This window comes from Roseobacter phycocola (assembly GCF_042055075.2).
Taxonomy (GTDB): Bacteria; Pseudomonadota; Alphaproteobacteria; order Rhodobacterales; family Rhodobacteraceae; genus Roseobacter.
In genome coordinates, this window is the sequence record NZ_CP194010.1 from 280115 (window position 1) to 305914 (window position 25800).

Consider the following 25800-nt stretch of genomic DNA (forward strand, 5'->3'; position numbering starts at 1 on the left):
GATCAGTCCTCATCCGGCGGGATCACGCCCTTGCGCAGGGCAAAGCAGCCGTAAAACCGCCGTTCCCCGGTCTGGATCACCGCATAGGCCTGTTTCGCCCGGTCGTAGAAATCAAACCGCTCGACACTGATCATGGTTGGCCCGCCCGCTGCGGTCACCTCTGCCTGAACCTCTTCCATCACCGGCAGAATGGTGTCGGGCTCGCCAACCACTTCCATCCTTGCGGCGGCGTCGTCCACGAATGTGTCGATCGGGTATAGCGAAAGTACCGCCTGAACGACCTCCGCGGCCGGGCGATCAATCCGCAGGACATGCCCCAGAACGGTTTCCTGCGCGACACTGTCGGAGGGAAAATTAGTGTCCGCGATGATCAGATCATCCCCATGGCCCATCGCCCGGAGCGCATAAAGCACATCCGCGTTCAGAATAGGGTTTACGCCTTTGAGCATGTTTTATTCCTCCTGAGTGTTCAGCTGTTTGCGGACCGTATCCGCCATCGCCCGCCCGATTGCCTCATGGGCCTGCGCACTGAGGTGAATGCCGTCGACCGGATCCACTTCGGCAACAGAACCGGCATTGAAAAACCCCACACCGTGGCGCGTTGCCATCTGTTCCAGGATTGCGGGTAACGCTCTAGATTTCGCAGCAGCACCGGCAAAAATCTCTTCAAAGATACCCGTTTCTGTGGCGCCAGCCGGGGCCGCGATGATCACCGTCGGGGCATTGCCATCCGGCCCGGCATCAGAACGGCTGATGTCCTGAACAAGACGTTCAATGCCAAGGGCAATATCAGTGGCCGATACGCCGAAACGGGCTTTCAGATCATTGGTACCCAGCATCACAACAACCAGATCAAGGGGCCGGTGGCTCTCCAGCAGCACCGGCAGCGCCCGCTGCCCGTTTTTGTGCGACCCCTCGATGGGGTCGTCAAAAACTGCCGTTCTGCCCGGATGCCCTTCTGCGATGACGTCCCAGCCCGCACCCAGCTCCCGCGCCATCACGTCGGGCCAGCGCGCCTCACGCGCAAATCTGCGCCGGTCGCCCCAGAATCGCATGGCCTGTGTCCCATGCGTATTGCTGTCACCGAAACACAGAACACCGGGCATGCTGTCTATCCGATCCGGCTGCCGTCGGCGGCATCAAACAGATGCAGGTGGTCGGGATCCGGCTTCAGACGGATCTGCTGGCCTGCCTCAAAGGCATGTCGCTCCCGGAAAACCGCTGTCACATCCTGACCGTCAAAATTCAGGAAAACCATGGTCTCGGATCCGGTGGGTTCAACCACTTTCACTTCCATCGGCAATCCATCGTCCGACAGGATCAGATGCTCGGGCCGGACCCCCAGTTTCGCAGGGCCGCTGCCGCCTGGTCCGGGGAAAAGCTGACCGGCGACCATCACGCCACCATCTGTCAGCTCGCCCTGCAGCAGGTTCATTGACGGTGCCCCGATAAAGGTCGCCACAAATTCATTCGCCGGGTTGTCATATAGCTCCAGGGGTGAGCCGATCTGCTCGATCCGCCCCGCCTGCATCACGACAATACGGTCCGCCAGCGTCATCGCCTCAATCTGGTCATGCGTCACAAAAACGGTGGTGGTCTTCAGCCGCTGATGCAGCTCCTTGATCTCCGTCCGCATCTGAATGCGCAGCTTTGCGTCGAGGTTCGACAGCGGTTCATCAAACAGAAAAACCTGCGGGTCCCGCACGATGGCGCGCCCCATGGCGACACGCTGGCGCTGCCCCCCGGACAGATGCCGGGGCTTGCGGTCCAGGTATTCCGTCAGGCTCAGGATCTCAGCGGCCTCGCGCACACGCCGGTCAATCTCAGCGCGGTCAACTTTTGCGACCTTAAGGGCAAAGCCCATATTCTCGGCTACCGACTTGTGCGGATAAAGCGCGTAGGTCTGAAACACCATCGCAATGTCCCGGTCCGACGGGGGCAGATTGTTCACCACACGATCCCCGATGGCGATAGTGCCGCTGTTGATTGGCTCAAGGCCGGCTATCATGCGCAGCAGTGTTGACTTGCCGCATCCCGAGGGGCCCACAAGGGCGACAAACTCACCGTCCTGAATATCGACGTCGAGCCCGTGAATGACCTCGACCGCACCATAGGATTTGCGGATATCCTGGATTTTAACGTCAGCCATTCAGCGTTGTCCCCCCACCTTCGGGTTGATGCTAGCCAAAGGTCTCTGAGCTGTCCACGCCCCCCGGACAGCTTTTGTTGACTCGTCGTCAATATGGCTCATACTGATTTTTCAGTGGGGGATGTCAGAACACAGCTTGCATAATTTTCAAACAATTTCTTCAGCTTGTCCTTTTCTCACAGTGAAACCAACACCTGTTGTCTTGGGAGGAAACACGTGAAAGTCGAACTCTATAACTATATTAAAGCGGCGCAGAAAATGAACCGCCGGCAGATGCTCAAGGGCACTGCAGCGGTGGGTGCCGCGGCCATGATGCCGAAATCTGCCTTTGCGGACGGGCACGGAAACGTACGTGCCGAAATTCTCAAAATTCCGGGCGTCGGAGCAGGCTCGCCCACCGACAGCGACTGGCAGAAGGTCGGCGAAATGTGCCTTGGCGCAACAAAGGAAAATGTCGCCGAAGGAGAGTTCGCAGGTGTTGAACTGACGTTCATGGGCCTGAACAACCAGAACCTGCACAACTTCCTGTTCCGCGGTTTCCTGAAGCCCTGGGAAGCCTACACAGGCGCCAAGATCAACTGGATCGATCTGGCCCAGGCCGATTACAACGCGCGCCTGCAGCAGTCGATTGCGACCGGAACCGTGGACTTTGACATCGTTGAGATGGGCGCACCTTTTGAGGGTGATGTGCTCGGCAAGGGCTTGGCATCCGAGATGCCCGACTGGGTCAAAGAACAGATCGACATGGACGATTATGTGGATTACCTCAAGGCCCCTGTCGGTACCTGGAATGGCAAGACCTACCGTGTGTCCATTGATGGTGACTGCCATACGTTTGCGTATCGTAAAGACTATTTCGGGGCGGACGGTATCGGCGGTGCCGAAGTGCCGACTACATGGCAGCAGATCAACCAGGTCACCAAGGATCTGGTCGGCAAAGAGGACCCGCTTACGGGCCTGCCCGCGCATGGCTATCTTGATCCGCTCAAAGGCTGGGGCGGTTTCGGGTTCTATTTCCTCGAAAACCGGGCGTCGGCCTATGCTAAGCACCCCAACAGCCCGGCATGGCTCTTTGAGCCGGACACCATGAAGCCTATGGTCAACAATCCGGCCTGGGTGCAGGCGATCCAGGATGTGATGGATCTTATCGAAGCCGGTGCCTATCCGGCGGATCAGATCAACGCTGACCCCGGCACAACCGCCTTCCAGCAGTTCCTCGCAGGCACCGGTTCCATGCTGATGTGGTGGGGCGATGTGGGCTCATCCGCGCGCACCTCGGATACCTCTGTTGTGGGCGATGTGGTCGGCTTCGGGATCAACCCGGCGTCCGAGCGCGTCTACAACGCCCAGGCCGGTGCCTGGGAAGACACCATGAACGAAGCGCCCAACATGGCCTACATCGGCTGGGGCGTTTATGTGATGGCCACCGTTGAAGGCGACGAGAAGAAAAAGAAAGCGGCCTGGTCCGCAGCGGCGCATCTGGGCGGCAAGGATCTGTCGCTCTGGGCGTCGGCCTATCCGTCGGGCTTCCAGCCTTACCGGAATTCTCACTTCCAGTTCGAGGAATGGGAAGAGGCAGGCTACGACCGCGCCTATATCGAGGATTATCTCGGTTCCAACGCGGACAGCTACAACCACCCCAATGCTGCGATTGAGCCCCGTATCCCGGGTATCTTCCAGTATTACTCGGTGGCAGAGGACGAGCTGGCCAAGGGCTATGCCGGTCAGTACGGCTCTGCTCAGGAAACGGCAGATGCGATTGCCGCGGCCTGGGAGAAAATCACCGATCAGATCGGGCGTGACAGCCAGATCGCTGTCTACAAGGCCTCTCTGGGTCTCTGACGACAGGTGTTCAGTTGAAAGAGGGCGCGGCCATCCGGTCGCGCCCTTGTCTTTTCTGTGACCTCGTCAGGCCGCAGCCGTCGCCTCGATTTCGAACAACAGACCCGGAATGGCGAGCCGCGAAACGCCGAGCAGGGTCATCGGCGGGGTGTTCCCGGTGGGTCCGAAACGCATGCCCAGAATGTCAAAGTTCTTCAGCGCTTCATCCACATCCGTGGCATAGACGCCAAGCCGGATCACATCGCCCAGTCCCATGCCCGCCTGGCTCAACACAGCTTCGAGGTTATCGAGTGCGAGGCCAATCTGGCCGCGCATATCGCCGGGATGCATCGGGTTGCCTTCGCCGTCGACGCCGGTCTGGCCTGCAACAATCAGCTGCCGGGCAGGGGCTTCGATGATCTCGGCCTGATTGTATCCAAAACGAAGGGACCAGTCCCAGGGGTTCACTGCAGTGCGTTTCATGATCAGAATCTCCTTGATGGGGTGTCTGAGACCTGCCTAAAGTGAAAAGGTGCCAAAATTTGTCACCAAATAGTGCCAGGACGGAAATATGAATATCCGCCTCCGTCATGACGCCATCGTGCGCAGCCTGCGCCGCAGTGGCACGTCAACCGTCGACGCCCTCGCGCACGAGGTTGGCGCGTCGCGCCGCACCGTGCTGCGCGATATCAGCGATCTGCGCGATCAGGGTTTTGTCATTCACTCTGAACCCGGGCGGGGCGGGGGCCTGCAGCTCGATCCGCAGTCTGTACAGACCACGGCGCGGCTGTCTGTGGCAGAGGTCTTCGCACTGCTGCTCAGCGTGGCCGCGATGCGGGCTGCGCGCAGTCTGCCCTTTGGCGATCTGGCGGATGCCGGGCTGGCGCGTATCGAAAAGGCCCTGCCGTCCGACAAAATCCGCGATCTCCGCCGGCTGCTGGACTGCCTGCATGTGGGCCAGCTCTCCCCGCACCAGGATCTGTCAGACATGGGCACGATGGACCCCGCGCTGTTGCCCGCTTTTGAAACGGCCTTTCTGGAACGCCGCTGCCTGCGGTTCCGCTACCGCGACGCGCGGGGGCGCGTCACCACGCGCGAGGTCGAACCTCAGGCGATGCTGATCCTGCCGCCACTATGGTACCTGGTGGCCTGGGACCCTGCGCGCGATGACTTCCGCCACTTCCGCATGGACCGGATCAGCGCGCCGGAAACGCTTGCCGACACGCTGTTCCGCCGCCGGCATGTGCCGTTCGAAGACGATGTCTGTCCCTACAGCGATCTGCCGCAATAAGGCGGCCCGCCGTCAGGGCCAGTTCCTGATGTCCGGCTGGGTCAGATGGCCTGCCGGAACGAACCCCATGACCGCTCCGTAAAACCCCAGTTCCTGTTCGAGCGACGCAATAATGTTGGGCCGCATCCGGAACCCGTGGCTCTCGCCCTCAAAGAATGTCGATGACACCGGCAACCCGGCTTTGAGCAACGCATCAATCATGACCTGCGCCTGATCGGGCGGCACAACGGGGTCTTCCAGACCCTGGAAGATGATCATCGGACAGCCGATGTCGCCGACATGAAAGAGCGGCGAACGGGCCTTGAACACCCGGTTGGCGGCAGGCCACGGCCCGACCAGCAGTTCGGCATAATGCGCCTCCAGCTTGTCGGTGTCCGTCGCAATCATCTCCAGATTCGAGATGCCGTAATAGCTCGCCGCAGCACTCAGCAGGTCGGTAAAGGTCGCCAGTGCCAGCGTTGTGTACCCGCCCGAACTGCCGCCCCGGCTGGCGATGCGGTAGCGGTCGACACGATCCGCTGAAACCAGATGCTGTGCCACAGTTACGCAGTCTTCGGTGTCCACAACGCCCCAGTTGCCGTAGATCCGCTGGCGGTACGCCCGCCCGAACCCTGTGCTGCCGCGATAGTTCACATCCGCCACCGCGAAGCCGCGCGAAGTGAAATACTGGATCTGCAGGCTCAGCGCGCTGCCCGCAGCAGCGGTCGGCCCCCCGTGGATAAAGATGATCAGCGGCGGGCGTTCTCGGGGATCAGGCCTGAACGACGGATTGCAGGGGGGATAAAAGAACGCATGCGTTTCCTCAGTGCCGTCCGCGCCCGTGGCGACGGTGATCGCTTCCGGTGTCGAAATCACGGCCCTGACGTCATCGGACAGGGGGGCACCGGCGGCGCGGATTTCCCGGGGCTCCATGGTGTCCAGATCCAGCCGAACCAGCACCGACAGCGCATCGGGCCGACCGCCGACAAAAGCGGCAAAACCATTGCTGATCTGCAGATGGGAAATTTCCGTCCAGGGCAGATCAATGTCCTGCAGCGCGCCGGTGTCGCAATCCACCAATGCCAGAAGGCTCCGCCCCCCGGCACTGTAGCTCAGCAGCATCTGCGTGTCGGAGATGAACCCATAGCCCGAGGTGCCCAGCCGCCACAGCGGTTTTGCGCATTCCCCGGCAATCCGCGTGACCGTTTCAATGCGCCCCTCGCGATACCGGCAGATGTTCCAGTATCGCGTGCCGTCCACCTCCACCCGGTCCGAGGCAAAATAAAGCGTGCCATCCGGTGACCATTTCGGATCTAGGATGGATTCCGAAGAGGTGCGCAGCGCGTCCTGCAGCACCGGGTTAAGAGACGTATCAATCTCAGCTTCGGGCACCGGGTCGCCGGCGATCTTCCGGACGTTGCGCAGACCGCCCTGGACATCCATATCCGCCACCCACAGCTGTGTGCCCTCCCAGGGCATCGACGGATAATCCCAGGTGATCCAGCAAAGTTTTCTGCCGTCGGCACTCAGTCTGGGGCAGGCATAGAAATCTGCCCCCTCTGCCAGTGTCTTCGGCAGTTTTTCACCTGTCAGATCAATCGCCACCAGGCTCTGTTTGTCCTGGCCGTTGAGTTTTACATCCGACTGTTCCTGAACCCAGATACCGAACCTGCCAGTGTTGTGGATCACCCCGTCCGCATAGCGTGTGCGGACCTGCGGGGTGATCGGGCGCGGCTGCATCCCGGGAGTCTGCGTGTGGATACGCTGGTCTTTCGAGCCTGGAAAATCGGCTGCTGCGAAATTGCTGAACCAGAATGTGCCACCCTGCGCTGTTGCTGCGGCTCCGCCATAGGAATTCACCAGCGTGCGCGCCGAAAACCCGACGGGCGTCAGCGTCTCGGCGGGGTCGGTGCCGTTGCTGCGCATCACGACCGATCGCCCGTTTTCCTCCGGCCGTGTCTCGACCCAGCATACCCATGCACCGTCGGTAAAGACCTGCTCGAACGAGCGGGCGCCAGCGGCAACATCTGCCGCAGAGATCGGCGACACCCAGGCGCCATATGGGGTGAAATCTGCCTGGCTCATCATGGCCTCCTGAACGCATACATCGGTGCCCGGCAGACCTGTGCGAACAGGTGCTCCGGCCACCGGAACGAGTATGTGCGCAGGCGTGCCGCACCGCAAGAACATCGCGCCGGTGCGGGGTCCGTGCAACCGGTGGGTCAGACCAGATGACCGTTATTCCCTGATATTTATGGGATTTCCTGGAAATATCTGGACAGAATGAAAATCGCTTACTACCGTCGGTTAACCTTACGTTAACCATGTTTAAAGACCGGACACGCAATGACACGAGCCCCACTGAGTGACGATCTTCTCCGGGAACTCGGTCAGTATCACCTCAGGGACAAGTCCCGCGAACTTGGACTGAACCGCCCCGGATCACAGGTGCCTGAGACGTGGTTTCTGGGGCCGAAGGCCGAAAACCAGCAGATGATGTCGGACCTCATAGGGCAGGCGCTGGAAGGAAACTATCTCTTCCGCCAGGAATACGCGCCGCACGATCCGCCGATTTTTACGCCCGAGGATATCGACACGAAATCTGCGCCCGACAGGCCACGCGCCGAGGCCTACCACCGGTCCCGGGCCTTGCTGCATGAACGCCTGGACGAACTGACCCGGTATCTTAAGGGCTCGATCCCGCTGGCCAGCTACCGCAACCAGTCACATATGTACTGGGATGTCTCGCTGCCGGGCGTGGTGGGCTATATCGCGGCGCTGCTTTACAACCAGAACAATGTCGCGGCCGAAGCTTCGCCCGTGACGACCATGCTCGAGATCAAAGTCTGTGACGATCTCTGCCGCATGCTGGGTTATCACATTCCCAACCAGACACAGATCCGCGACGGCGCGCTCAAACCCTGGGGGCACATCACCTGTGATGGCTCGGTGGCCAATGCCGAAAGCATCTGGGCCGCGCGCAACGCGAAATATCTGCCCGTGGCCCTGGCCGCAGCCATCCGTACCGAAGGCGTCATGGCACCTGCCCGGAACCTGACGGTCCGGCTGCTCGACGGCAAACGCCGGCGCCTGCTGGACCTTGATGCCTGGCAGCTGCTGAACCTGCCGCTGGATGAGGTGATCGGCCTCACGCCGCGCATCACCAAAGCCACCGGCATCGCGACAGAGGTGATCACCGGAGTTCTTGCGGAGTATTCCGTGCAGTCCGTCGGACTGGTTGAATTCCACCGCCGTTTCCTGCCGGACACGCCACCACCTGTGCTGCTGGCACCGTCACCCGCGCATTATTCCTGGCCCAAAGGGCTGGCGCTTGTAGGCTCAGGCCGGAACGCCATGCGGGTGATCCGGGTCGATCTGGATGCGCGCATGTGCATGGTTGATCTGCGCGCCACGCTGGATCAGTGCCTGGCAGAGGGGCAGCCGGTCATGGAGGTCGTTGCGGTCATCGGCACGACCGAGGAAAGTGCCGTCGACCCCCTGCACGACATCCTGGAAATCCGCGACGAATACCGCCAGCTCGGGATGGAGTTCTCGGTGCATGCCGACGCCGCATGGGGGGGCTATTTCGCCTCCATGCTGCATGAGGCTGAGGTCTTTGAGGACGAGACGGACGTGCCGGAATTCTCCGACACCGACAAAGCCGAGGACGATGCCGCCGAGGAATTCCGTGACGAGGTGCGCCGCATCATCCGTGAGGATATCTTCACCTATGACGGTATCGCGGCCGGCATGCACATGAACGACTATGTGATGCGCCAGTACCGCGCGCTGGGCCGCGCGGATACGATCACCGTCGATCCGCACAAAGCGGGTTTCATTCCCTATCCGGCGGGCGCGCTCTGTTACCGCAATGGCGCGATGCGTGACCTGATCGCGTTCACGGCACCGGTTGTCTATCACGGTGGCATGGACCCCACGACCGGCGTTTATGGCATCGAAGGGTCGAAACCCGGGGCGGCCGCCGCTGCGGTCTGGCTCTCGCACAGCGTGATCCGAACGGATCAGTCAGGCTACGGCCGCCTGCTCGGGCGCTGTATTTTCAACAGCAAACGCCTTTATGCGGCGCTCTTTGAGATGGATGCGGATCATCCCACCATATCTGTGACCCCGCTCCAGCGGCTGCCGGCGGAAAAGGCGGGCGGCACGCAATACGAGATCAACGCGCAGAAACAGGTCCTCGCACGCCGCGTGGCCCCCCGGTCGAACGAACAGCTGCTTGAAATTTTCAGAACCCGTCCCGAGGTGTTTGAGCTCTTCCGGGAGGCGGGCTCGGATCAGAGCATCGTGACCTATGCGCTCAACTTCCGCACCGGCGAAGGGCTGAACACCAGCCTCGATCTGATGAACGAAATGAATGCGGACATCTTTTCCCAGCTCAGCCTGCAGTCTTTCAACGGCGGGCACGTGCCGCATGCGGAGATGTTTGTGACCTCCTCCGAATTTGACCCGGCTACCTTCGGGCAGGACTTTGTCGACCACTATGCACAGCGTTGTGGCGTGGTGCCCGAACCCGGCAAAAGCCTCTTTTATCTCATCTCGACCACCCAGAATCCCTGGCTGACCGAGACGGTGCACAATCACAAAGCGGAAAACGGCAACATGCTGCCCGAAGTGATGAAGGCGCTGGCGCGCGCCGCTGAAAAATCGGCCGCAAAAGTAATCAGAAGACATGGGCTGAGTATGCCGGGCTGACCGGCTGACGCTGACGGAAGGAAAGACCTTGGATCACACAGACTACAAAGCCTCCGGCGGCAATATGAACCTGCCGAAATATGTGACCAACATGCCGCATCAGCATGCGCTGATACTGGTCGGGTCCGAGACGATCTATGGCGTGCACATGACCCAGTATCATCACGAAGAGCACAAGTATCAGATGATCCTTGAGCTTGAACTGCCGGAGCCGGCCAGAAAAGAATACCTGCGCATGCGCAAGACCTGGCCCGAGATGCCGCTGGTCCTCTGCAATGACGTGAATGACCCGCTGATGGTACCGGATCTGGGCGGCGGCACACGCCAGGATTTCGCGGCAAACTTTTTTCCCGGTCTATTCCCGCTCGACCAGCTCAAGCCCGGCGAAGAGGAGAGCATGCATTTCTTCCCGTGGTCGGCGGACATCATGAAACCCGTGATGCCTGAATCCTTTGAAGTGAGCGTCAGACGGGTAGTTCTCTTCCGCCCGTTCAATCACCAGGAGCTCCTGCCGCAATATGCCAACTACCTGATCTGGGGCGAGGGGGAGGAGGCCCATATGACGCACCTGCAGACCGCGCATATGGCCAGCAATAAATACGACGCACCTGCCTTCGGGCCCGACTACGATCATATCATGTCGCTGAAACATGCGCCGGACTGGGTGCACCCCTCGCTGCTGCGGGCGGGCATCACGGTCAGCGTGCCGTCCATCCGGCTGCGTGCTGCGGGCAAAAAACGCCGGGTGTCGCTGCCGACCCTGCGGCCCTTCCGGTACAAACAGAAGTTCGAGGTGCTCTATCGCGGGATCGGTCAGCCGTACAAAGCGCGGGCCGGGTATACGTTTGTCTTCGGGCCGCAGGTTTCCACCAGCCCTGCAATCATGCCGGTGCCGGACATGTCGCTGCCCGGGGCGGAAGACCCGGAACGGACGATGTTCATGAAAGAGGCGCCCATGGAATACTGGGCGGATCAGCGCAAGACCTCCAACCTGAAGGATGAGATCGGCAATGAGTGATACCGACATGCAGACCGGCAATGAGGAGCTTTGGAAACAGATCTTCGGCGAGGGCCACCCGCTGCTGGTGAAAAAACAGAAACGCTTTCTGAAATGGCCCAACGATCCGCGTTGCAAGCTGTGCTATGCGCCGTTCGCCGGGCTCGGCGGGTTTCTGGTTCGTCTGGGCGGGCTCGTACCATCGGACCGCAACCCGCATTACTGCAACAAATGCGATGGCTTCCTGCAGGCTTTCCCGGGTGGGGCAGAGGTCGATATGACCGTGCTGATCCTGGACATCCGCGGGTCGGTGGATCTGTCGGGGCGTATATCGCCCAAACAGTTTGCCGATACAGTCAACCGGATGCGCGAGGTCACAAGCGGGGTTCTCGCAGAGAACGAAGGTTTCATTCTGGAGTTCCAGGGCGACTCTGTGGTTGCTGTGTTCCCGCCCGGGTTCACCGGGGCGAACCATGCGGAAATGGGCATCGCTGCGGCCCGCGGCATACTCGGGAAATCGCTGACCATCGATGGCACTGACGAGCCGCTTGCCATTGGCATCGGTGTGCACACCGGTCCGGTCTATATCTGCACGGTCTCGGCAGCAGGTGGCAACATGCAGGGTGTGAGCATCTTCGGACAAAGCGTCAATTTCGTGGCCCGGCTGTCCGCCTCAGCAACCGCAGGGCAGGCGCTGATCAGCCCGCACACCTATGCCGCCGCCGGGATCGACATGCCGCAAGGCGATATCGTCGAAGTGGACCTCAAAGGGATCGAGGGGACATCGCAGGCTGTGTTGCTGAGCTGACCGCTGACCCGCGCGGCAATGGTTAACAAAGGGGGCCGTGCGCTGGATTAACGGGGTCCCTTACCGATCAGGACACCGACAAAATACCGACGTTATACCGACGTAAAACCGACGTCGGTTTTGCCCGTAAAATATGGAGTTTTGGCACGAGGCCGGTCCGGCCCCCCGAACCGCACCGTGCGCCCGGTTTACCACTCCCCGTGCGGGCGGGCACATTCATGCTTAACAGGTGCCGCGGCGGGCGTTAACATCTCAGTATGAGTTTGACTGAAGGCGACCTTCTCCACACAGTGACGGCCGAGAACATTTCCGAGGCGCGCAGGCGTTTCGGCAAGACCATCGTCTGGGGCTCCGCGCTGCTGGTGGTGGTGCTGGCGGTCTGGCAGATGGCCTTTGAAACAGGGCGCATCGCCACAGGTTTCGAAACCTGGCGGCCCGTGCTTTACGCCTACATGCTCTGGGCCACAGCGCTCTGCGCAGCCCAGGTGATCGTCAACGGAGAGAAGGGCAAGCGCACGCTCTTTGTCCTGCCCGCAGCCCTCTTCGTGATCAGCCTCGTGGTTTTCCCGCTGCTCTTTGCGCTCTACATTTCCTTTACCGACTGGAACCTCGCCTCCCCCGATGGCCCGCAACCCAATGGCTGGGACAACATGCGCCAGATGTGGGGGGATGGGTTTTACTGGAACGCCCTGAAAAATATGGTGTATTACGTGCTGGCGGTCAGTGTGGAATATGTCATCGCCTTCAGCCTGGCCCTGTTGCTGAATGCCCAGATCAGGGCGCGCAAATTCTTCCGTGTGGTGTTTCTGCTGCCCCTCATGCTCAGCCCGGTGGCCGTGTCCTGGATGATCGGCAAGTCCATGCTGGAGATCCGTTTCGGCCCGATCAGCCGCCTCCTGCGTGAAATGGGGGTCGAGCCCAGTTTCTTTGGCACCCCCGAAATCGCGCGTTTCATGATCATGGCGATGGACGCCTGGACCTTTATTCCGTTCATGATGATCATGCTGCTGGCCGGTCTGCAGGCCCTGCCGCGTGAAGTGATCGAAGCCTCAAAGGTCGACGGTGCCACCGGCTGGCAAAGCTTCCGGGAGGTGATTTTCCCGCTCATGCTGCCGGTCTCGGTGACGGCCATCGTGATCCGCATCATCTTCAAGCTGAAGCTTGCGGACATCATCATCAACGTGACCTCCGGCGGACCGGGCGGTGCTACCGACAGTGTGACCAGCTTCATTTTCCGTGAATACCGGGATCGGTCCAATGTGGGCTACGGAACACTTCTGGCCATCGTCTATCTCGTGCTGATCATCATATTTGTCACGCTGCTGCTCAAACTGGTCAGCCGCTGGATGGAGCGCCCCGCATGACTGCTGTTTTCAAAGATCATGATGCAGATAAGCGCGTAAAAACAAAGTGGTGGGCGAGCCGTGTTGCGATCTATGCGGCCCTGCTGACCTGGGCTGTTGTCTGCCTCTTTCCGATCTTCTGGACCATCACGACCTCCTTCAAACTGGCGCCGGATGTGATGCGCGGCAACCTTATCCCCTGGGTGGATTTCACCCCGCGCTGGAAAGGCTGGGAGAGCATCGGGCTCTCACCGCGCCTCATCGGCGAGGTTTCCACCGTGCGCGAAGAGTTCCTAAAACGCTTCTGGAACAGCGCCATCGTTTCGATCTCCGCATCCACTCTTGCCGTGGTGATGGGCTCTCTTGCTGCCTACGGGCTGTCACGGTTCAGCTACCGTTTCGGGTTCATGCGCAATTCCGATATCTCTTTCTTCTTTCTCAGCCAGATGATCCTGCCGCCTGTAGTGCTCGCCCTGCCGTTTCTGGTGCTCTACAAATCGCTCAACCTGCTCGACAGCCGCGTGGGTCTGATCCTGCTCTACACGCTGATGGTGCTGCCCATTGTTATCTGGATCATGCGGGATCAGTTCCAGGGCATCCCGGTGGAGCTCGAAGAGGCAGCTCTGGTGGACGGTCTGGGCATCTGGGGCGCGTTCATGCAGATCGTGCTGCCCATTGCGCTGCCAGGCATGGTCGCAGCCTTCATCCTCAGCCTGGTTCTGTGCTGGAACGAATACTTTTTTGCGGCACTTCTGACAGCGACGAATGCGACGACCCTGCCGGTGATGGTCGCGTCGCAAACAGGCTCACAGGGGATTAACTGGTGGTCTATGGCAGCCCTCTCATCCGCGGCTATTCTGCCTCTGGTGATCGTCGCTATCTTCCTTGAGAAATACATCATCAAAGGCATGGCAGCCGGCGCGGTGAAGTAACAAACCGGTCCACGATGTAGGACAGATTGCAACGCGCAAACGACCAGTTCTGAACAGGCGCTGGCGTTGTAGCGACAACAGCGCGCCCAGGCCCGCCTTTTGCAGGTCGGCACCGGCAAACGCAGGCACAACAGATACATGCGGCTGTTTGGCTTTGACAGCTTTTCTCAGCCTATTACTCTTGCGCCATGATTTTTGAGTTTGATGGTTTCCGCCTCGATACGGAGCGTGTGGAATTACGCGGACCTGACGGGCCTGTCCCGCTGGAGCCCAAGAGTTTTGCGCTGCTGAAACTGTTGGTCGGGGAACGTCACCGGGCAGTATCGAAAGAGGAAATTTTCGAAAAAGTCTGGCCCGGCGTTTTCGTGACGGATGCCTCGCTGTCTACGGCGATACGCCAGATCAGACGCGCGCTGAAGGATGACGGCGATCTGCAGAAGGTTATCAGAACCGTGCGGGGGCACGGGTTTCGGTTCGTTGCTGAAACGCGTGAAACCGGTGCAGCCCTCCCAAAAAGCAGTGATCATGCTGTTGCCACGCAGCCGCAGGGCGACTCCGGCCGCCCGACAATTGCAATCCGGCCGTTCCGGCTGCTGGGCGGCAGCAGCGAATACCAGGCCATCGCCGAAGCAATTCCGGCCGAGCTGATTGCCACACTGTCCCGGTTGCGCTGGCTGAAAGTCATCGCGCGCGCATCCAGTTTTCAGTTCGCACAGGCCGACCCGGATCTCGCCGGCATGGGTGAAACGCTGGGCGCGCGGTTCGTCGTCTCTGGCATTGTGGAGCATCTGGGCCGCACGATTATCATCGCTGTTGACGTGTCTGACACGCGGTCAGGCGAGGTGATCTGGAGCAACCGGCTGACCGGAACCATCGACACGGTTTTCACGATGCGCGAAGAGATTGCCCGTGATCTTGCGACCATGATGGAACTGCGCCTTCCGCAGCATGCAGCTTCAATGCAGGCGCATGTGCCGTCTGACAACCTCGATGCCTGGGACCACTACCATCTCGCTGTGCGCCATATGTACCGCTACAACAAGCGCGACAATGACATCGCGGCGGGCCATTTTCAGAGGGCTCTGACGCTGGATCCGTCGTTTGCCAGAGCGTCCAGCGGGCTGTCCTACACGGAATTTCAGAATGCATTTCAGCACTTTGGATCAGACGGAAATGATCACCGGGCACTCGCGCTGAGCCATGCCGAGCAGGCCATGACACTGGATCCGCTCGATCCTTTCTGAAACCTGATGTACGGGCGGGTAAAATGGCTTCTGGGCGATCCCGAAGACGCCCTGAACTGGGTGAACAATGCTATCGGGGTCAACCCGAATTATGCATTCGGGTACTTTAACCGGGCCACACTTCAGAACGCCTTGTGCAACGGAGCCGGGGCCGAAGAAAACGCGACGATTGCCGTTCAGCTGAGCCCGATTGATCCGCATCTTCAGTCGATGTACGGCACCCGGGCCTTTGCTGCGTTTATCTCGGGCGACCGGAAGTCTGCGATCCACTTTGCCGAACGTGCGGTGAACGCGCCCAATCCGCATCTCTACGTCTATACCATCGCCGCGCTGATCTTTGACGAAAGCGGTGCGCAGGACAGGGCGCGCCGCTGTATCGAAACCGTGCGGGCAAAGAATGCATCCTTCGGCCGGGCAGATTTTCTCAGGCACTACGCGATGCAGGGCGATCCGGTTCTGAAGGCCCGCCTGTCGGACACGCTGAGCCGTCTGGGTCTCTAAGACTGTCGGAAAGGGCAGGGCCCGGCAGGGTGACGCACCGGGCGAGCATCTCATTAATGCGGTCCGGATGCGTTGTCGGTGCCATGTGGCCCAGACCCGGCGCGTGCAGTATCTGAGCGTGCGGATGCCTGCGCAGAAGGTCATCGCTCATTTGCCGGATAACACCCGGTGATGCGCTTCCGAGGATCAGATGCATCGCCCCCCCGAATGTTGTCGCAGGCGTGATCCAATCCCCAGCCGTCATCTGCCGGAAATCCCGCCTGACTTCGTCTGCCAGCGCCATCAGCACGCGGCGTGCATTCGGGGACAGCTGATCCCACAGATGCGGGGTGCCCCAATAGTTCACAAATGCCTGCATCAGCCTGTCGGGTGTGCTGTGCCTGTGCGTTTGCCACAGCTGCCAGAGTTCTTCCGGCAGCCATCCGTGCGAACGGGCGTCTGTCACAGGAACCACCGGATCGTAGATTGTCAGGCTGTTGACCTCGTTTGGCAGGGCATTTGCAAGTTTCACGGCGATCGCGGCCCCGAATGAATGTGCTACCAGATCGACCGGTGCGGACTGCCGCCGCACAATGTCGGTGAAAAACGCGAGCCGCTCCGGCGCGTCGGCAGAGGGAACGCAGGGGGCCATGATCCTGCGTTCCGGCAGCCGGTCCCTCGGGCCATTCCACTGCCGTCCGGACCCGGCTGAGCCGTGAATGGCCAGCACGGCGGGCAGAGGTGCCTGCTTCACAGGTGCGCCTCCCCGTTCCGTCCGGCGGCTGCCCGGCGCCGGATGCCCGCCATCAGACCAATCGCTGTGCTCAGCGGCACCATGCCAGCCGGCAGCGGAACCGGCGAGATGTCAGTTGTTTCATCGATCAGGCTGATACCTTCGCCGGCGATCGTCAGCTGACCTGCCAGTTCAGCTTCGGCAGCAAAGAAGCTCTGTTGCGGCTCCCGTGGGATGGTGAAGCCCGGGAAATCGCCGGCACTGGCCGTACCCGAAAACTGAAGGCGGATCAGATCGCCGTCCCGGACATCAAAGGACCGTTCAACACTCTCGGAAAACGTTACGCCGTCGGCACCGAAAAGCTGGGAACCGGGACCAAGATTGGAAATGGCTTCAGTGATCACCGTATCAGGCAGGATCACCGTGAAAGCCGTATGTACACCAGCCAGGGACAGATTGTCATCACGATCCGTCAGCGCACCGAAAATGCCGGTCAGATCCAGTGCGACCTGCAGTATTCCGTCGCCCTGTACAGTGAATTCGCGGTACATTGAGAAGTAGGAGCGTGACCAGTAGGCCTCCTTCTTTCCGTTGCCAAAATTCGATGCCTGCGCAAACAGATCAAAAGACTGTTCTGCATAGTCCACCCTTGTGTTGGCCGACGTGAGTCCAAAGGCGGAGGCGAATTGTGCGTCAACATTTGCGGCAGTTGCTTCGGAGCTGTCGAAGCTTGTCTGGTTGCGTTCTCCTTCGAAGACACCGTCAACTGTGTGAGCGGCTGTCGCCCAGGCGTTGACTGTGCCGGCAATACCGGCGAGGGGCAGGCAGGTCATCGCACCTGCGAAAATGATGTGTCTTAACATTGTAGTCTTTCTTTGCTGCGGGGCGTCGTGTTCAGGCGCCCGGATGAGCGGGCCGCAGCCCGGGTTTTGGGATGAAAAGGTATTGTTGAGCGCTGTTCTGCTGCCCGCCCGCTGCAGAAAATGGGCGGGCAGTTGCCGATCACGGGCTGGCAGGCTTCAGGCGCTGACCCGGGATAGGAAACAGCATCGGAACGGTGCGCTGATAGGCGCGGTAGCGTTCGCCAAAAGTGCGCACCAGCGCGCGTTCCTCAAAGTAGAGACCCACAAAAATGTAGGCTGTCATGGAACCCGCAAAGAGCAGATGGCCAAAGGTCATATGCGGTGTTGCAAAGACCAGAATAATCACACCCAGCTGCATCGGATGCCTGACGATGCGGTAAAGCGCTGGGGTGCGGAATTCGGACTCTGGCATGTCGGCGCGACGCAGGTGGGTCCAGACCTGGCGCAGACCGAACAACTCGAAATGATCAATCAGGAACGTGGACCAGAGCACCAGGCCCGCGCCGATACCGAACAGAACATAGGCGAAAAGAGCGGCTGCGCCCTCCACCTGCCAGAGCGTGCCGGGCAGGGCCTGCCACTGCCACATGGCCAGCGCCAGACACAGGCTTGACTGTACCACATACGTACTGCGCTCGGCAGCCCGCGGCAGAACTCTGAGCAGAACCGCCTTGACCCTGTCGCGAGCAAGCAGGCTGTGAAAGAAGCCGAACAGCGCAATCAGCCCGATGTTGATGCAAAGCGCATTTTCGGGGCCAGTATCACTCAGGCTTTCCGAATTGATCCCCTTGGGCACCAGAAAGCTCAGGAGGAAACCGGCCATATAGGAAAACACAACGAGGAAAAGAACGTATGCGGCAATGCCGTAAGCAAATATGATGGCGCGTTTCATTGTGGTGCTCGCGAAGGTTGAGTCGCGCCGTGTACGGGCCCCACAGGTGTCGCTTGCCGGAATGGATTGGTCATTTGTATCTCCGCTTTCTGAAAACTGCATTGTGGCCGGATCGCGTGAACGGCCTGATGCGGGCTTTCTGGAGTGGAATCTGATTGCCTGCTTGAAGCTCACCTGAAGATTGTCTGAAGACGTGCAGAACCTGCGGCTCTCAGGAACCTGAAAGGCGGAAGACCGGCGTGCGGTCCGGAGACTTACTCTGTACGGAAAGCTGACCAGGCTTCTGCGACCCGGACACGGGTCCGGAATGGGGGCGCCAACAGTGAAAGGGTGCACCGTCACAAACCGGCCGGATCAGGTTTCAGGGGGCGCTGAGTTCCGCCGCGATGTCCCGGGTCTGTTCGTAAAGGCGCCGGAACAATGCGTACGATCTGTCGTATTGCGGGTCGCTCTGTGCGGAGACGGACGTGGCTACCGGGTTCCATGTGGCAATGTCTTCGCGCTTTACCAGCCCGACCGCCAGCGCGGCCAGGAATGCGTCGCCATAGCTGGCACCGGTCGTTTTCTCGCAGACGATCTGGTCAATGCCCGTGATGTCCGACGTGGCCTGCAGCCAGAGCGCATTTTTCGTCCCGCCGCCGACGGCCAGCAGACGCGCGGGCTGCTGGCCGAGTTCGGCAAAGGTTTCGGTGACGTGCCGCGTGCCATAGGCGATACCTTCGATCAGCGCGCGGTACATGTCGCCGCGTGTGTGGGTCAGGTTCAGCCCAAAGAAGGCACCCTTGGCATTCACGTCGTGGATCGGCGTGCGCTCGCCTGAATAGTACGGAAGCATCAGCAGACCGTTTGCACCGGGCGGAGACGTGGCTGCCTCGGCTGCAAGGATGGGAAAAGCTTCTGCAGGGTCCAGATCGCGCGCGAGTTGGTCCCGGAACCAGTGGGTCAGTGTGCCGGACGTGGCCAGCCCCGCCATTGAGGCGTGTTCGCCTTCAAAGAGCCAGGGCGCATACCAGATACGCGGGTCGGCGACGCGGGTGGCTGCACGCAGGATGATGAAGATCGTGGAGCCATACATGACCATCATATCGCCGGGCCGGTCGACACCTACCGAAAACGCTTCTGCGGCGGCATCGATTGTGCCTGCGGTCACCGGCGTGCCCTCTGCGAGCCCGGTGGCGGCTGCCGCCTGAGCAGTGATCCGGCCCGCAATATCACCGGACCACAGCAGGCGCGGCAGTTTGTCGAGACCGATAATATCTGACGCGAGATCATCCACCCAGGCCTGAGTGGCCACATCATAAAGCGGCGAGAAATTGGCCGCCGTGTAGTGGTCAATCACAACCTCGCCCGTCAGCCGCTGCACCAGAAAACTTGTCGATGTCAGAATATGGGCGGTTTTCTCAAAGATCTCCGGCCGGTGGCGCTGCAGCCACAGGATTTTTGGCCCGACTGACTGCGAGGTCAGCGCATTACCGCAGCGTTCGATGATGGTTGTTTCGCCAATGCGGTCCGTCAGTTCACGCACCTCAGCCTCTGCGCGCCCGTCGACACCGTAAAGAACGCCGTTCATCAGGGGATTGCCCTCCGCGTCCACGGGAAGCATGCAGGGGCCTATTGCACTGCAGGCAACGGCGGCAATCTCGTCTGGGTCTGCGCCACTCTTATGCAGAACGCTCCGGCAGACATACACAAAATCGCCCCACCAGTCCTCTTCAGGCCGGTGTTCCGCCCAGCCTGGCTGCGGCACCAGCATTTTATGCCCGCGCGCAGCGCTGGCAATAATGTGGCCTGTTTCGTCCACAAGAACGCCCTTGGTTTCGTAGGTGCCGATGTCAATTCCGAGCGTCAGCGGCATCAGGTGCAGTCATCCCTGTTAAGTGAAAAATCGGGTCCGATACGGGCAATCGCGCGGTCCAGCATTTCTGTAAGGGCCACCAGATCGCTCAGGTCACAGATTTCGCGCGCGGAATGCGACGCGCGCATCGGATAGCCCATGTCGATGCAGGCCACGCCTTCGCCTTCGAGCTGGACATAGGACAGATCAGTCAGGATTCCGGTCTGGGCACTGCGCTGCAGGGGCATCCCGTGCTGATGTGCCGTCTCTTCCATCAACCGCACCAGCGCGGGATGCGGTATCACGCCGTTCAGCGTGCCGCGCCCGTGAAAGGAATAGAGGCTCATGCCTGCGCCGCCGCCCAGCTTCATGTCACCGCGATCCGCCATGTCGGGCGTATCGCTGGTCAGCATCAGATCGAGCTGGATGGCGATGTCCGGGGCGATCCCGCGGGCCATGGGCAGCACACCCCGCAGGTTGAATTCTTCCTGAACCGAGAACACCAGATGCACGGGCGGGCCGTCCGTGCGGCGGGAAAGGCTCCGGGCCAGTTCGATCAGAACAGCACATCCGGCACGGTCATCCACAGATGTGCCGCAGACCCGGTCATGGCCCATCCGGGTGGCGACGGGGCGGTAGATCACCGGCGTGCCGATCCGGATGCCGGCCGCTTCTGCGGCTGCTGCAGAGGTCAGCCCGGTGTCCACGTAAAGCTCCGCATAGGGAAGGACGCGATATTTTTCCGCAGGCGGTGTTGCGTGGTGACTTTTGTGCCCGATCACACCGGGTACATCCCGTCCCTCGCCAACACATATCAGCACATCCTGCGCCGGCAGCGCACGTTCCGGCACCCCTCCCAGACGCTCCAGCCACAGCAGGCCGTCGTCGCCGATACGCCGGACAACAAACCCCAGCTGATCCATATGCGCAAAGATCATCACGAGCGGTCCTGTTCCGGGAAAATAAGCCTCAAGATTGCCCAGCCGATCACTGCGGGTCGCGATGCCTTCGGCGTCCAGTCTGGCTGTCACTGCCCGCCTGACGCGATCCTCATGACCCGACAGCCCCGGCAACAGCATCAGGTCCATCAGATCGCGGCAAAGGCGCTCCTTCATGCGCGTGCCTTCCGGGCTAGCGCCATGAACGCGTTCGCGCGGTCCGGATCGACCGGGTTCCAGGTGTCACCATCCACCTTGAGCGACGAGCCGACGATACAGCCATCTGCGATGGACAGAACGTCAGCGATTGTTTCGTGTTTTACCCCGGTGTTTGCCATCACCGGCGTGTCAGGCAGAACGGCTTTGACCGCTTCGAGATCGGACAGTGCTGCAGCCTCGCCGGTGATCTGCCCGGAGACAAGTACCGCATCCGGGATTGAGGAAAACACTGCGCTGCGTGCGCGATCCGGCAAGGCACGGGCGTCAAGCGAATGCGCAAATTCAGCGCTCACATTGTAGAGCATCGCCATGTCGGACCGGCCCAGCCGGTCGCGGTAGCGCATTGCTTTTCCGGCATCCGGTGTCCAGGGCCCCATGTCGGAGGCATATGTGCCGGTGAAAATTTCGCGGACAAAAGAAGCACCGGTTGCGGCGCCAAGCGCTACGGTCGACATCGGGTCCCACAGCACATTGACGCCGAATGGCACGGTGATTTCGCGGCGCAGCGCGCCGATGATGGCGGCCATCGTTGCGGTGGAGGCAGTATCGACCGCGAACTCATAGGGGCGGTCATTTTCATTGCCGAACATTACAGCGTCAAACCCGGCGTCCTGCAGCGCTGTCAGATCAGCACGCGCTGCGGCGACAAGATCGGCGTCCGGATTATGAAGCGGAGAACCCGGCAGTGCACCCAGATGCACCATCCCGATCACCGGACGTGCGACGCCGAAGACCTGGCTGAATTTTGCCGTCATAACGTTCCTCCCTCACACAATCTTATGACCGGCGCCCTGTTCACGTAAAGCTTTACTGCGTTAAACTGCGCCCAACGCAAAGGGAGGCGGCAATGGGACTGAAGACACGTCACTGGGACAGGCTGGGCAACGGCGGGCTGACATTTACAGAGCTTGGGTTCGGGACGGCACCGCTGGGCAATCTCTACCGGGCGATCACGGACGAGGACGCACGCGCGACGCTTGACGCGGCCTGGGACGGCGGCGTGCGGTATTTTGATACGGCGCCGCTTTATGGTCTGGGGTTGTCTGAAACCCGGCTCAACCCGTTCCTGCGGGGAAAGCCACGGGATGAATATGTGCTGTCGACCAAGGTCGGGCGGCTGATCCAGCCCTGCGGAGCGGAACACCGCACCGGCGAGGGGAAATGGTTCGATGTCCCGCAGCGGCGTGAGCACTACGACTACACATATGACGGTATCATGCGCTCCTTTGAGCATTCGTTTTCGCGTCTTGGGGTGGACCGGATTGATATCCTCTACGTGCATGATCTCTGCGTCTTCAGTCACGGCTCCAAGGAAATCTCGGACATGCGGATCGGGGAATTCTTTGGCGGGCGTGGGTATGATGCGATGGTTTCACTGAGGGATCAGGGGGTCATCCGGGCGATCGGTGGCGGCATCAACGAGTGGGAGGTCTGCCAGACCCTTGCGGAACGTGGCGACTTTGACCTCTTTCTGCTGGCCGGGCGCTACACGCTCCTGGAACAGACAGCTCTCGACAGTTTTCTGCCACTCTGCGAGGCGCGCGGGATCGGAATTGTCACGGGCGGGCCCTACAACTCGGGCATTCTGGCGACCGGGGCGAAACCCGGTGCGTATTACAATTATGATCCCGCGCCGCAGGAGATCATGGACCGGGTGGATGCAATTGAAGCTGTCTGCCGGGACCATGGCGTGCGTCTGGTCGATGCGGCCTTTCATTTCCCGCTGATGCATCCCGCGCATGTGGCGGTTATTCCGGGGGGGCAGGGCGTGTCAGAAATGGCGGGTAATCTTGAGGCGGCACGGGCAGAGATACCCGGCGCGCTCTGGCAGGCGCTCAAGGAGAAAGGCCTGATGGACGAGCGGGCACCGGTATGAAGATCGATGCGCACCAGCATTTCTGGCAGCCTGCCCGCGGTGACTATGACTGGATGCCGCGCGACAGTGCGGTGCTGAACAGGCCGTATTTTCCCGCCGACCTCGCACCGGTTCTGCGCCAGCATGACATTGCCGGAACTGTGCTGGTACAGGCCGCTGCCACCGTGGCCGAGACGGAGTATATGCTGGGCCTTGCCGATGCGACACCTTTCATCCGGGGCGTTGTGGGGTGGATCGATTTCGAGAAACCTGCAGACAGGGCGCACCTGGAGCGGCTGGCACAGCATCCGAAGTTCCTCGGGGTGCGTCCGATGATCCAGGACATTCCGGACCCGGACTGGATGCTGCGCCTTGACATCGAATGGGCTTTTGAGGCTCTGTGTGATCTGGACCTGACGTTTGATGCACTGGGGTTCCCGGCGCACCAGAACAACTTTCTGACGCTGATCCGGCGCTATCCTTCGCTGCGGGTGGTGTATGATCACTGCATGAAACCACAGATCCGGGATCAGCAGGCCGGCAAAGACGCTTTTTCCGTTTGGGCTGAAGGCATTGCGCGGCTTGCGGGAGAGACACAGGGCTATTGCAAACTGTCAGGGCTTGTTACCGAGGCGGCTCCCGGCTGGACGCTGGACGACCTCAGACCATTTGCGGATCATGTGATCCGGGCATTTGGTCCGGACCGGGTGATGTGGGGATCTGACTGGCCGGTGTGCCGGCTGCAGGCAGAATACGGCGACTGGATGAGCATCGCACAAAAGCTGACGGCGCATCTGAGCCGGTCAGAAAAGGAGTGGATTTTCGGCCGGACCGCGACGCGGTTTTACCGGCTGGACTGAGCGTTGAGAAATTCGGTGACCCGCGCGGTGTCAATTGTGTCACGCCCGGCCTGATCCGACGACACATGCAGTGCGGCTGCGGCCTGCGCAAACGGCAGCGCGGCCGGAATATCCGATCCACCGGCGACCCGGGCTGCCAGCGCACCGGCAAACATATCGCCCGCGCCATGGGTCGAGATGACGCTGACCGGGAAAGCAGGATAGCGTTTGTCTTCAAAGATGACGCCTTCGGACCCGAGCGTCACGAGGCGTGCAGGGCCGTCCGCCAGTCCCGTGTAAAACTCAGCCTCCACCCTGTTCACGATCAGCAGGTCGGTGTGTCCGGTCAATTCGCCGCTCAGCGCGCGTGCGGGGGCTGCGTTCAGCCAGACCTGCGCGCCAGCCTTTCTGGCCTTGCGCGCGACGGCGAGGTTAACCGTTTCCGGCAGTTCATTCTGCAGCAAGACAAGCGACACGCCTTCGGGAATATGGATACGCTCAGGGTCGGTATGTGCATTGGCACCGGTGACAATTACAGCACCATAGTCCCCTTGATCGTCGATGATGGCGGTGCTCATGCCGCTGGCACCCGCGTCCGTCTGCAACTGGTCGAGGTTAAGGCCGCCGTCCCGCAGTCTTTCGCGCAGCATATCCCCGAAACGGTCTGTGCCCGCGCATCCGGCGAAATGCACCCCGGCGCCCATCCGGCTGGCCGCGACCGCCTGGTTGCCGCCTTTGCCGCCAAAGACATACTGAACAGATTGCCCCGGCAGCGTTTCGTCAAGCCGGGGCAGGCGGGGCGCCCGCACAACGACATCAAGATGCAGAGACCCGGCAACCAGCAGGCTCATCTGAGCAGGGCGTCCTGAACGATCCGCATGGCTGTCGGCGCATCCTGGGATGCGACCGCCTGTTCCAGCGCTTCATTGTGTACCAGACCCTGTGCAATGCTGCGCAGTTTGGTCACAACGCCAATGTTGGTGCGGGCCTCTTCGACAGGGTCGAGGCCGGAGTGATCAGGGAAGGTATCGAAATAGATCGTACCGTCGTAACCGGAGCGCTCCAGTTCGACCAGCAACTCAACCGTCTGAACCGGGTGCACGGCGCCCACCATCAGCCCGTTGTCCCACTTGCCGTAGCCGTCGTTCAGATGAACCCCCAGGATGCGGGAATGACGTGCTACCAGCGCCGCCGCAAATGCGGGCATTTCGTCGGCGTAAAGCACATGAGCAAAGTCGAGTGTCACACCGGTATTCGCCCGGTTGATGTCACGCAGTGCCAGCAAAGTCGTCGCGGCATCCGGCATGAGGGCAAAGGCACGCGGCTCATTGGGTTTGTATTCCAGCGCGATATCGAGGCCTGGATTATGGTCGGCCACCTCGGCCATTGCGGCCAGTGTGTGATCCCAGGCACGGGCGTAGTCCATCTGGAATGAGTAATCGAACCCGTCCTGCCCCATCCACAGGGTCATCAGACGCCCGCCCATTTCTGCCAGCACATCCAGGCCGCGCTTTGTCTCGTCGATGGCAGCCCGGCGGATGGCCGCGTCGGGGTGTGTGAAAGCGCCCAGCTTGTACCCCGGATCAGTGTAATAGCGCATGGCCATTCCATTGAGCTCCATACCGTTTTCCTCAAGCGCTGTAGTGAGGTCAGCCGGTGTGTCATCGACAAAATGATCCGGATAGTTGAGATCAGCCGCGTTCAGACCGGCGGTTGCAGCCCTGGCGAGAAGCTCGGCTGTTGTGATCTTGTTCTTTTGTGGCCAGTAGCGGTCAGCGCCGATCCTGAATGCGTTCAGACGCGCGGCGAAACGGGGAGTGGTGGCAGTATTCATATGCCTGAGCGTAGCAGGACCGCAGGGCCTCGCGCA

The 25800-nt window shown here is 60.6% G+C and carries 24 protein-coding genes; 11 read left to right on the top strand and 13 right to left on the bottom strand.

Annotated features, from left to right (window positions below; all coding sequences use genetic code 11):
• Positions 1-2 precede the first annotated feature (2 nt).
• From AB4K19_RS01570 to AB4K19_RS01580, 3 genes are read right to left on the bottom strand one after another with little or no spacing between them, the layout of a single operon-like run.
• Entirely contained in the window at positions 3-449 is a 447-nt protein-coding gene (locus tag AB4K19_RS01570; protein WP_375230219.1) for an RbsD/FucU family protein, read from the bottom strand.
• 3 nt (positions 450-452) lie between these two features.
• The gene (locus AB4K19_RS01575) at positions 453-1106 is read right to left on the bottom strand and encodes an SGNH/GDSL hydrolase family protein (protein ID WP_375230220.1); all 654 of its coding nucleotides are present in this window, start codon (positions 1104-1106) and stop codon (positions 453-455) included.
• Between the two features lie 5 nt (positions 1107-1111).
• The gene (locus AB4K19_RS01580) at positions 1112-2149 is read right to left on the bottom strand and encodes an ABC transporter ATP-binding protein (protein WP_375230221.1); all 1038 of its coding nucleotides are present in this window, start codon (positions 2147-2149) and stop codon (positions 1112-1114) included.
• A 216-nt stretch (positions 2150-2365) separates the two neighbouring features.
• Between AB4K19_RS01580 and AB4K19_RS01585 the strand changes: the two genes are divergently transcribed.
• Positions 2366-3991: an extracellular solute-binding protein gene (locus AB4K19_RS01585; protein WP_375230222.1), complete on the top strand. Its 1626-nt coding sequence runs from the start codon at positions 2366-2368 to the stop codon at positions 3989-3991.
• Positions 3992-4057: 66 nt separating this feature from the next.
• On the opposite strand, the gene AB4K19_RS01590 is transcribed toward AB4K19_RS01585, so the two are convergent.
• On the bottom strand, positions 4058-4453 hold the full coding sequence (locus AB4K19_RS01590) for a RidA family protein (RefSeq protein WP_375230223.1): 396 nt from the start codon (positions 4451-4453) through the stop codon (positions 4058-4060).
• An 88-nt stretch (positions 4454-4541) separates the two neighbouring features.
• Here AB4K19_RS01590 and AB4K19_RS01595 point away from each other — a divergent pair, with 88 nt between their 5' ends.
• Positions 4542-5261, top strand: coding sequence for a helix-turn-helix transcriptional regulator (locus tag AB4K19_RS01595; RefSeq protein ID WP_436398805.1), 720 nt, complete (start codon positions 4542-4544; stop codon positions 5259-5261).
• Between the two features lie 12 nt (positions 5262-5273).
• Here the strand turns inward: AB4K19_RS01595 and AB4K19_RS01600 are convergent, their stop codons facing one another.
• Positions 5274-7325, bottom strand: coding sequence for a prolyl oligopeptidase family serine peptidase (locus tag AB4K19_RS01600; protein WP_436398807.1), 2052 nt, complete (start codon positions 7323-7325; stop codon positions 5274-5276).
• A gap of 261 nt (positions 7326-7586) precedes the next feature.
• Between AB4K19_RS01600 and AB4K19_RS01605 the strand changes: the two genes are divergently transcribed.
• The 7 genes from AB4K19_RS01605 (at position 7587) to AB4K19_RS01635 (ending at position 15778) form a co-directional block, all read left to right on the top strand.
• On the top strand, positions 7587-9953 hold the full coding sequence (locus tag AB4K19_RS01605) for a pyridoxal phosphate-dependent decarboxylase family protein (protein ID WP_375230225.1): 2367 nt from the start codon (positions 7587-7589) through the stop codon (positions 9951-9953).
• Between the two features lie 28 nt (positions 9954-9981).
• Positions 9982-10971, top strand: a complete 990-nt coding sequence (locus AB4K19_RS01610) for a hypothetical protein (protein ID WP_436398809.1) — start codon at positions 9982-9984, stop codon at positions 10969-10971.
• Positions 10964-11758 carry an adenylate/guanylate cyclase domain-containing protein gene (locus AB4K19_RS01615; protein ID WP_375230228.1) on the top strand — a complete coding sequence of 265 codons (795 nt, stop codon included), beginning with the start codon at positions 10964-10966 and terminating at the stop codon, positions 11756-11758. The genes AB4K19_RS01610 and AB4K19_RS01615 overlap by 8 nt, the downstream gene beginning before the upstream one ends.
• A 257-nt stretch (positions 11759-12015) precedes the next feature.
• Entirely contained in the window at positions 12016-13122 is a 1107-nt protein-coding gene (locus AB4K19_RS01620) for a carbohydrate ABC transporter permease (protein ID WP_375230229.1), read from the top strand.
• Positions 13119-14033: a carbohydrate ABC transporter permease gene (locus AB4K19_RS01625; RefSeq protein ID WP_375230230.1), complete on the top strand. Its 915-nt coding sequence runs from the start codon at positions 13119-13121 to the stop codon at positions 14031-14033. The genes AB4K19_RS01620 and AB4K19_RS01625 overlap by 4 nt, the downstream gene beginning before the upstream one ends.
• 188 nt (positions 14034-14221) lie before the next feature.
• Positions 14222-15277 (top strand): winged helix-turn-helix domain-containing protein, encoded by a 1056-nt coding sequence (locus AB4K19_RS01630; RefSeq protein WP_375230231.1) that lies wholly within the window; start codon positions 14222-14224, stop codon positions 15275-15277.
• Between the two features lie 6 nt (positions 15278-15283).
• Positions 15284-15778: a hypothetical protein gene (locus tag AB4K19_RS01635; RefSeq protein ID WP_375230232.1), complete on the top strand. Its 495-nt coding sequence runs from the start codon at positions 15284-15286 to the stop codon at positions 15776-15778.
• Here AB4K19_RS01635 and AB4K19_RS01640 read toward each other — a convergent pair.
• From AB4K19_RS01640 to AB4K19_RS01665, 6 genes are all read right to left on the bottom strand, one after another.
• On the bottom strand, positions 15702-16511 hold the full coding sequence (locus AB4K19_RS01640; RefSeq protein WP_375230233.1) for an alpha/beta fold hydrolase: 810 nt from the start codon (positions 16509-16511) through the stop codon (positions 15702-15704). The genes AB4K19_RS01635 and AB4K19_RS01640 overlap by 77 nt on opposite strands.
• Positions 16508-17353 carry a hypothetical protein gene (locus AB4K19_RS01645; RefSeq protein WP_375230234.1) on the bottom strand — a complete coding sequence of 282 codons (846 nt, stop codon included), beginning with the start codon at positions 17351-17353 and terminating at the stop codon, positions 16508-16510. The genes AB4K19_RS01640 and AB4K19_RS01645 overlap by 4 nt, the downstream gene beginning before the upstream one ends.
• A gap of 139 nt (positions 17354-17492) precedes the next feature.
• Entirely contained in the window at positions 17493-18245 is a 753-nt protein-coding gene (locus tag AB4K19_RS01650; protein WP_375230235.1) for a methyltransferase family protein, read from the bottom strand.
• Between the two features lie 361 nt (positions 18246-18606).
• Positions 18607-20100, bottom strand: coding sequence for an FGGY-family carbohydrate kinase (locus AB4K19_RS01655; protein ID WP_375230236.1), 1494 nt, complete (start codon positions 20098-20100; stop codon positions 18607-18609).
• Positions 20100-21194, bottom strand: coding sequence for a M42 family metallopeptidase (locus AB4K19_RS01660; RefSeq protein ID WP_375230237.1), 1095 nt, complete (start codon positions 21192-21194; stop codon positions 20100-20102). The genes AB4K19_RS01655 and AB4K19_RS01660 overlap by 1 nt, the downstream gene beginning before the upstream one ends.
• A complete protein-coding gene (locus tag AB4K19_RS01665; RefSeq protein WP_375230238.1) occupies positions 21191-21991 on the bottom strand; it encodes a BtpA/SgcQ family protein in 801 nt (266 codons plus the stop codon). The genes AB4K19_RS01660 and AB4K19_RS01665 overlap by 4 nt, the downstream gene beginning before the upstream one ends.
• A 92-nt stretch (positions 21992-22083) precedes the next feature.
• Here AB4K19_RS01665 and AB4K19_RS01670 point away from each other — a divergent pair, with 92 nt between their 5' ends.
• The gene (locus AB4K19_RS01670) at positions 22084-23112 is read left to right on the top strand and encodes an aldo/keto reductase (RefSeq protein WP_436398813.1); all 1029 of its coding nucleotides are present in this window, start codon (positions 22084-22086) and stop codon (positions 23110-23112) included.
• Positions 23109-23951 (top strand): amidohydrolase family protein, encoded by an 843-nt coding sequence (locus AB4K19_RS01675; RefSeq protein WP_375230239.1) that lies wholly within the window; start codon positions 23109-23111, stop codon positions 23949-23951. The genes AB4K19_RS01670 and AB4K19_RS01675 overlap by 4 nt, the downstream gene beginning before the upstream one ends.
• Here AB4K19_RS01675 and AB4K19_RS01680 read toward each other — a convergent pair.
• The gene (locus AB4K19_RS01680) at positions 23936-24781 is read right to left on the bottom strand and encodes a PfkB family carbohydrate kinase (RefSeq protein ID WP_436398815.1); all 846 of its coding nucleotides are present in this window, start codon (positions 24779-24781) and stop codon (positions 23936-23938) included. The genes AB4K19_RS01675 and AB4K19_RS01680 overlap by 16 nt on opposite strands.
• A complete protein-coding gene (locus AB4K19_RS01685; RefSeq protein WP_436398817.1) occupies positions 24778-25764 on the bottom strand; it encodes a sugar phosphate isomerase/epimerase family protein in 987 nt (328 codons plus the stop codon). Before AB4K19_RS01685 ends, AB4K19_RS01680 begins: the two co-directional genes overlap by 4 nt.
• Positions 25765-25800 lie beyond the last annotated feature (36 nt).

Coding starts and splice junctions, on each gene's coding strand:
- AB4K19_RS01685 (WP_436398817.1), bottom strand. CDS start 25,764: ATGAATACTGCCACCACTCCCCGTTTCGCCGCGCGTCTGAACGCATTC.
- AB4K19_RS01570 (WP_375230219.1), bottom strand. CDS start 449: ATGCTCAAAGGCGTAAACCCTATTCTGAACGCGGATGTGCTTTATGCG.
- AB4K19_RS01665 (WP_375230238.1), bottom strand. CDS start 21,991: ATGACGGCAAAATTCAGCCAGGTCTTCGGCGTCGCACGTCCGGTGATC.
- AB4K19_RS01575 (WP_375230220.1), bottom strand. CDS start 1,106: ATGCCCGGTGTTCTGTGTTTCGGTGACAGCAATACGCATGGGACACAG.
- AB4K19_RS01630 (WP_375230231.1), top strand. CDS start 14,222: ATGATTTTTGAGTTTGATGGTTTCCGCCTCGATACGGAGCGTGTGGAA.
- AB4K19_RS01680 (WP_436398815.1), bottom strand. CDS start 24,781: ATGAGCCTGCTGGTTGCCGGGTCTCTGCATCTTGATGTCGTTGTGCGG.
- AB4K19_RS01650 (WP_375230235.1), bottom strand. CDS start 18,245: ATGAAACGCGCCATCATATTTGCTTACGGCATTGCCGCATACGTTCTT.
- AB4K19_RS01670 (WP_436398813.1), top strand. CDS start 22,084: ATGGGACTGAAGACACGTCACTGGGACAGGCTGGGCAACGGCGGGCTG.
- AB4K19_RS01655 (WP_375230236.1), bottom strand. CDS start 20,100: ATGCCGCTGACGCTCGGAATTGACATCGGCACCTACGAAACCAAGGGC.
- AB4K19_RS01595 (WP_436398805.1), top strand. CDS start 4,542: ATGAATATCCGCCTCCGTCATGACGCCATCGTGCGCAGCCTGCGCCGC.
- AB4K19_RS01580 (WP_375230221.1), bottom strand. CDS start 2,149: ATGGCTGACGTTAAAATCCAGGATATCCGCAAATCCTATGGTGCGGTC.
- AB4K19_RS01645 (WP_375230234.1), bottom strand. CDS start 17,353: ATGTTAAGACACATCATTTTCGCAGGTGCGATGACCTGCCTGCCCCTC.
- AB4K19_RS01625 (WP_375230230.1), top strand. CDS start 13,119: ATGACTGCTGTTTTCAAAGATCATGATGCAGATAAGCGCGTAAAAACA.
- AB4K19_RS01615 (WP_375230228.1), top strand. CDS start 10,964: ATGAGTGATACCGACATGCAGACCGGCAATGAGGAGCTTTGGAAACAG.
- AB4K19_RS01660 (WP_375230237.1), bottom strand. CDS start 21,194: ATGAAGGAGCGCCTTTGCCGCGATCTGATGGACCTGATGCTGTTGCCG.
- AB4K19_RS01620 (WP_375230229.1), top strand. CDS start 12,016: ATGAGTTTGACTGAAGGCGACCTTCTCCACACAGTGACGGCCGAGAAC.
- AB4K19_RS01635 (WP_375230232.1), top strand. CDS start 15,284: ATGTACGGGCGGGTAAAATGGCTTCTGGGCGATCCCGAAGACGCCCTG.
- AB4K19_RS01590 (WP_375230223.1), bottom strand. CDS start 4,453: ATGAAACGCACTGCAGTGAACCCCTGGGACTGGTCCCTTCGTTTTGGA.
- AB4K19_RS01605 (WP_375230225.1), top strand. CDS start 7,587: ATGACACGAGCCCCACTGAGTGACGATCTTCTCCGGGAACTCGGTCAG.
- AB4K19_RS01600 (WP_436398807.1), bottom strand. CDS start 7,325: ATGAGCCAGGCAGATTTCACCCCATATGGCGCCTGGGTGTCGCCGATC.
- AB4K19_RS01675 (WP_375230239.1), top strand. CDS start 23,109: ATGAAGATCGATGCGCACCAGCATTTCTGGCAGCCTGCCCGCGGTGAC.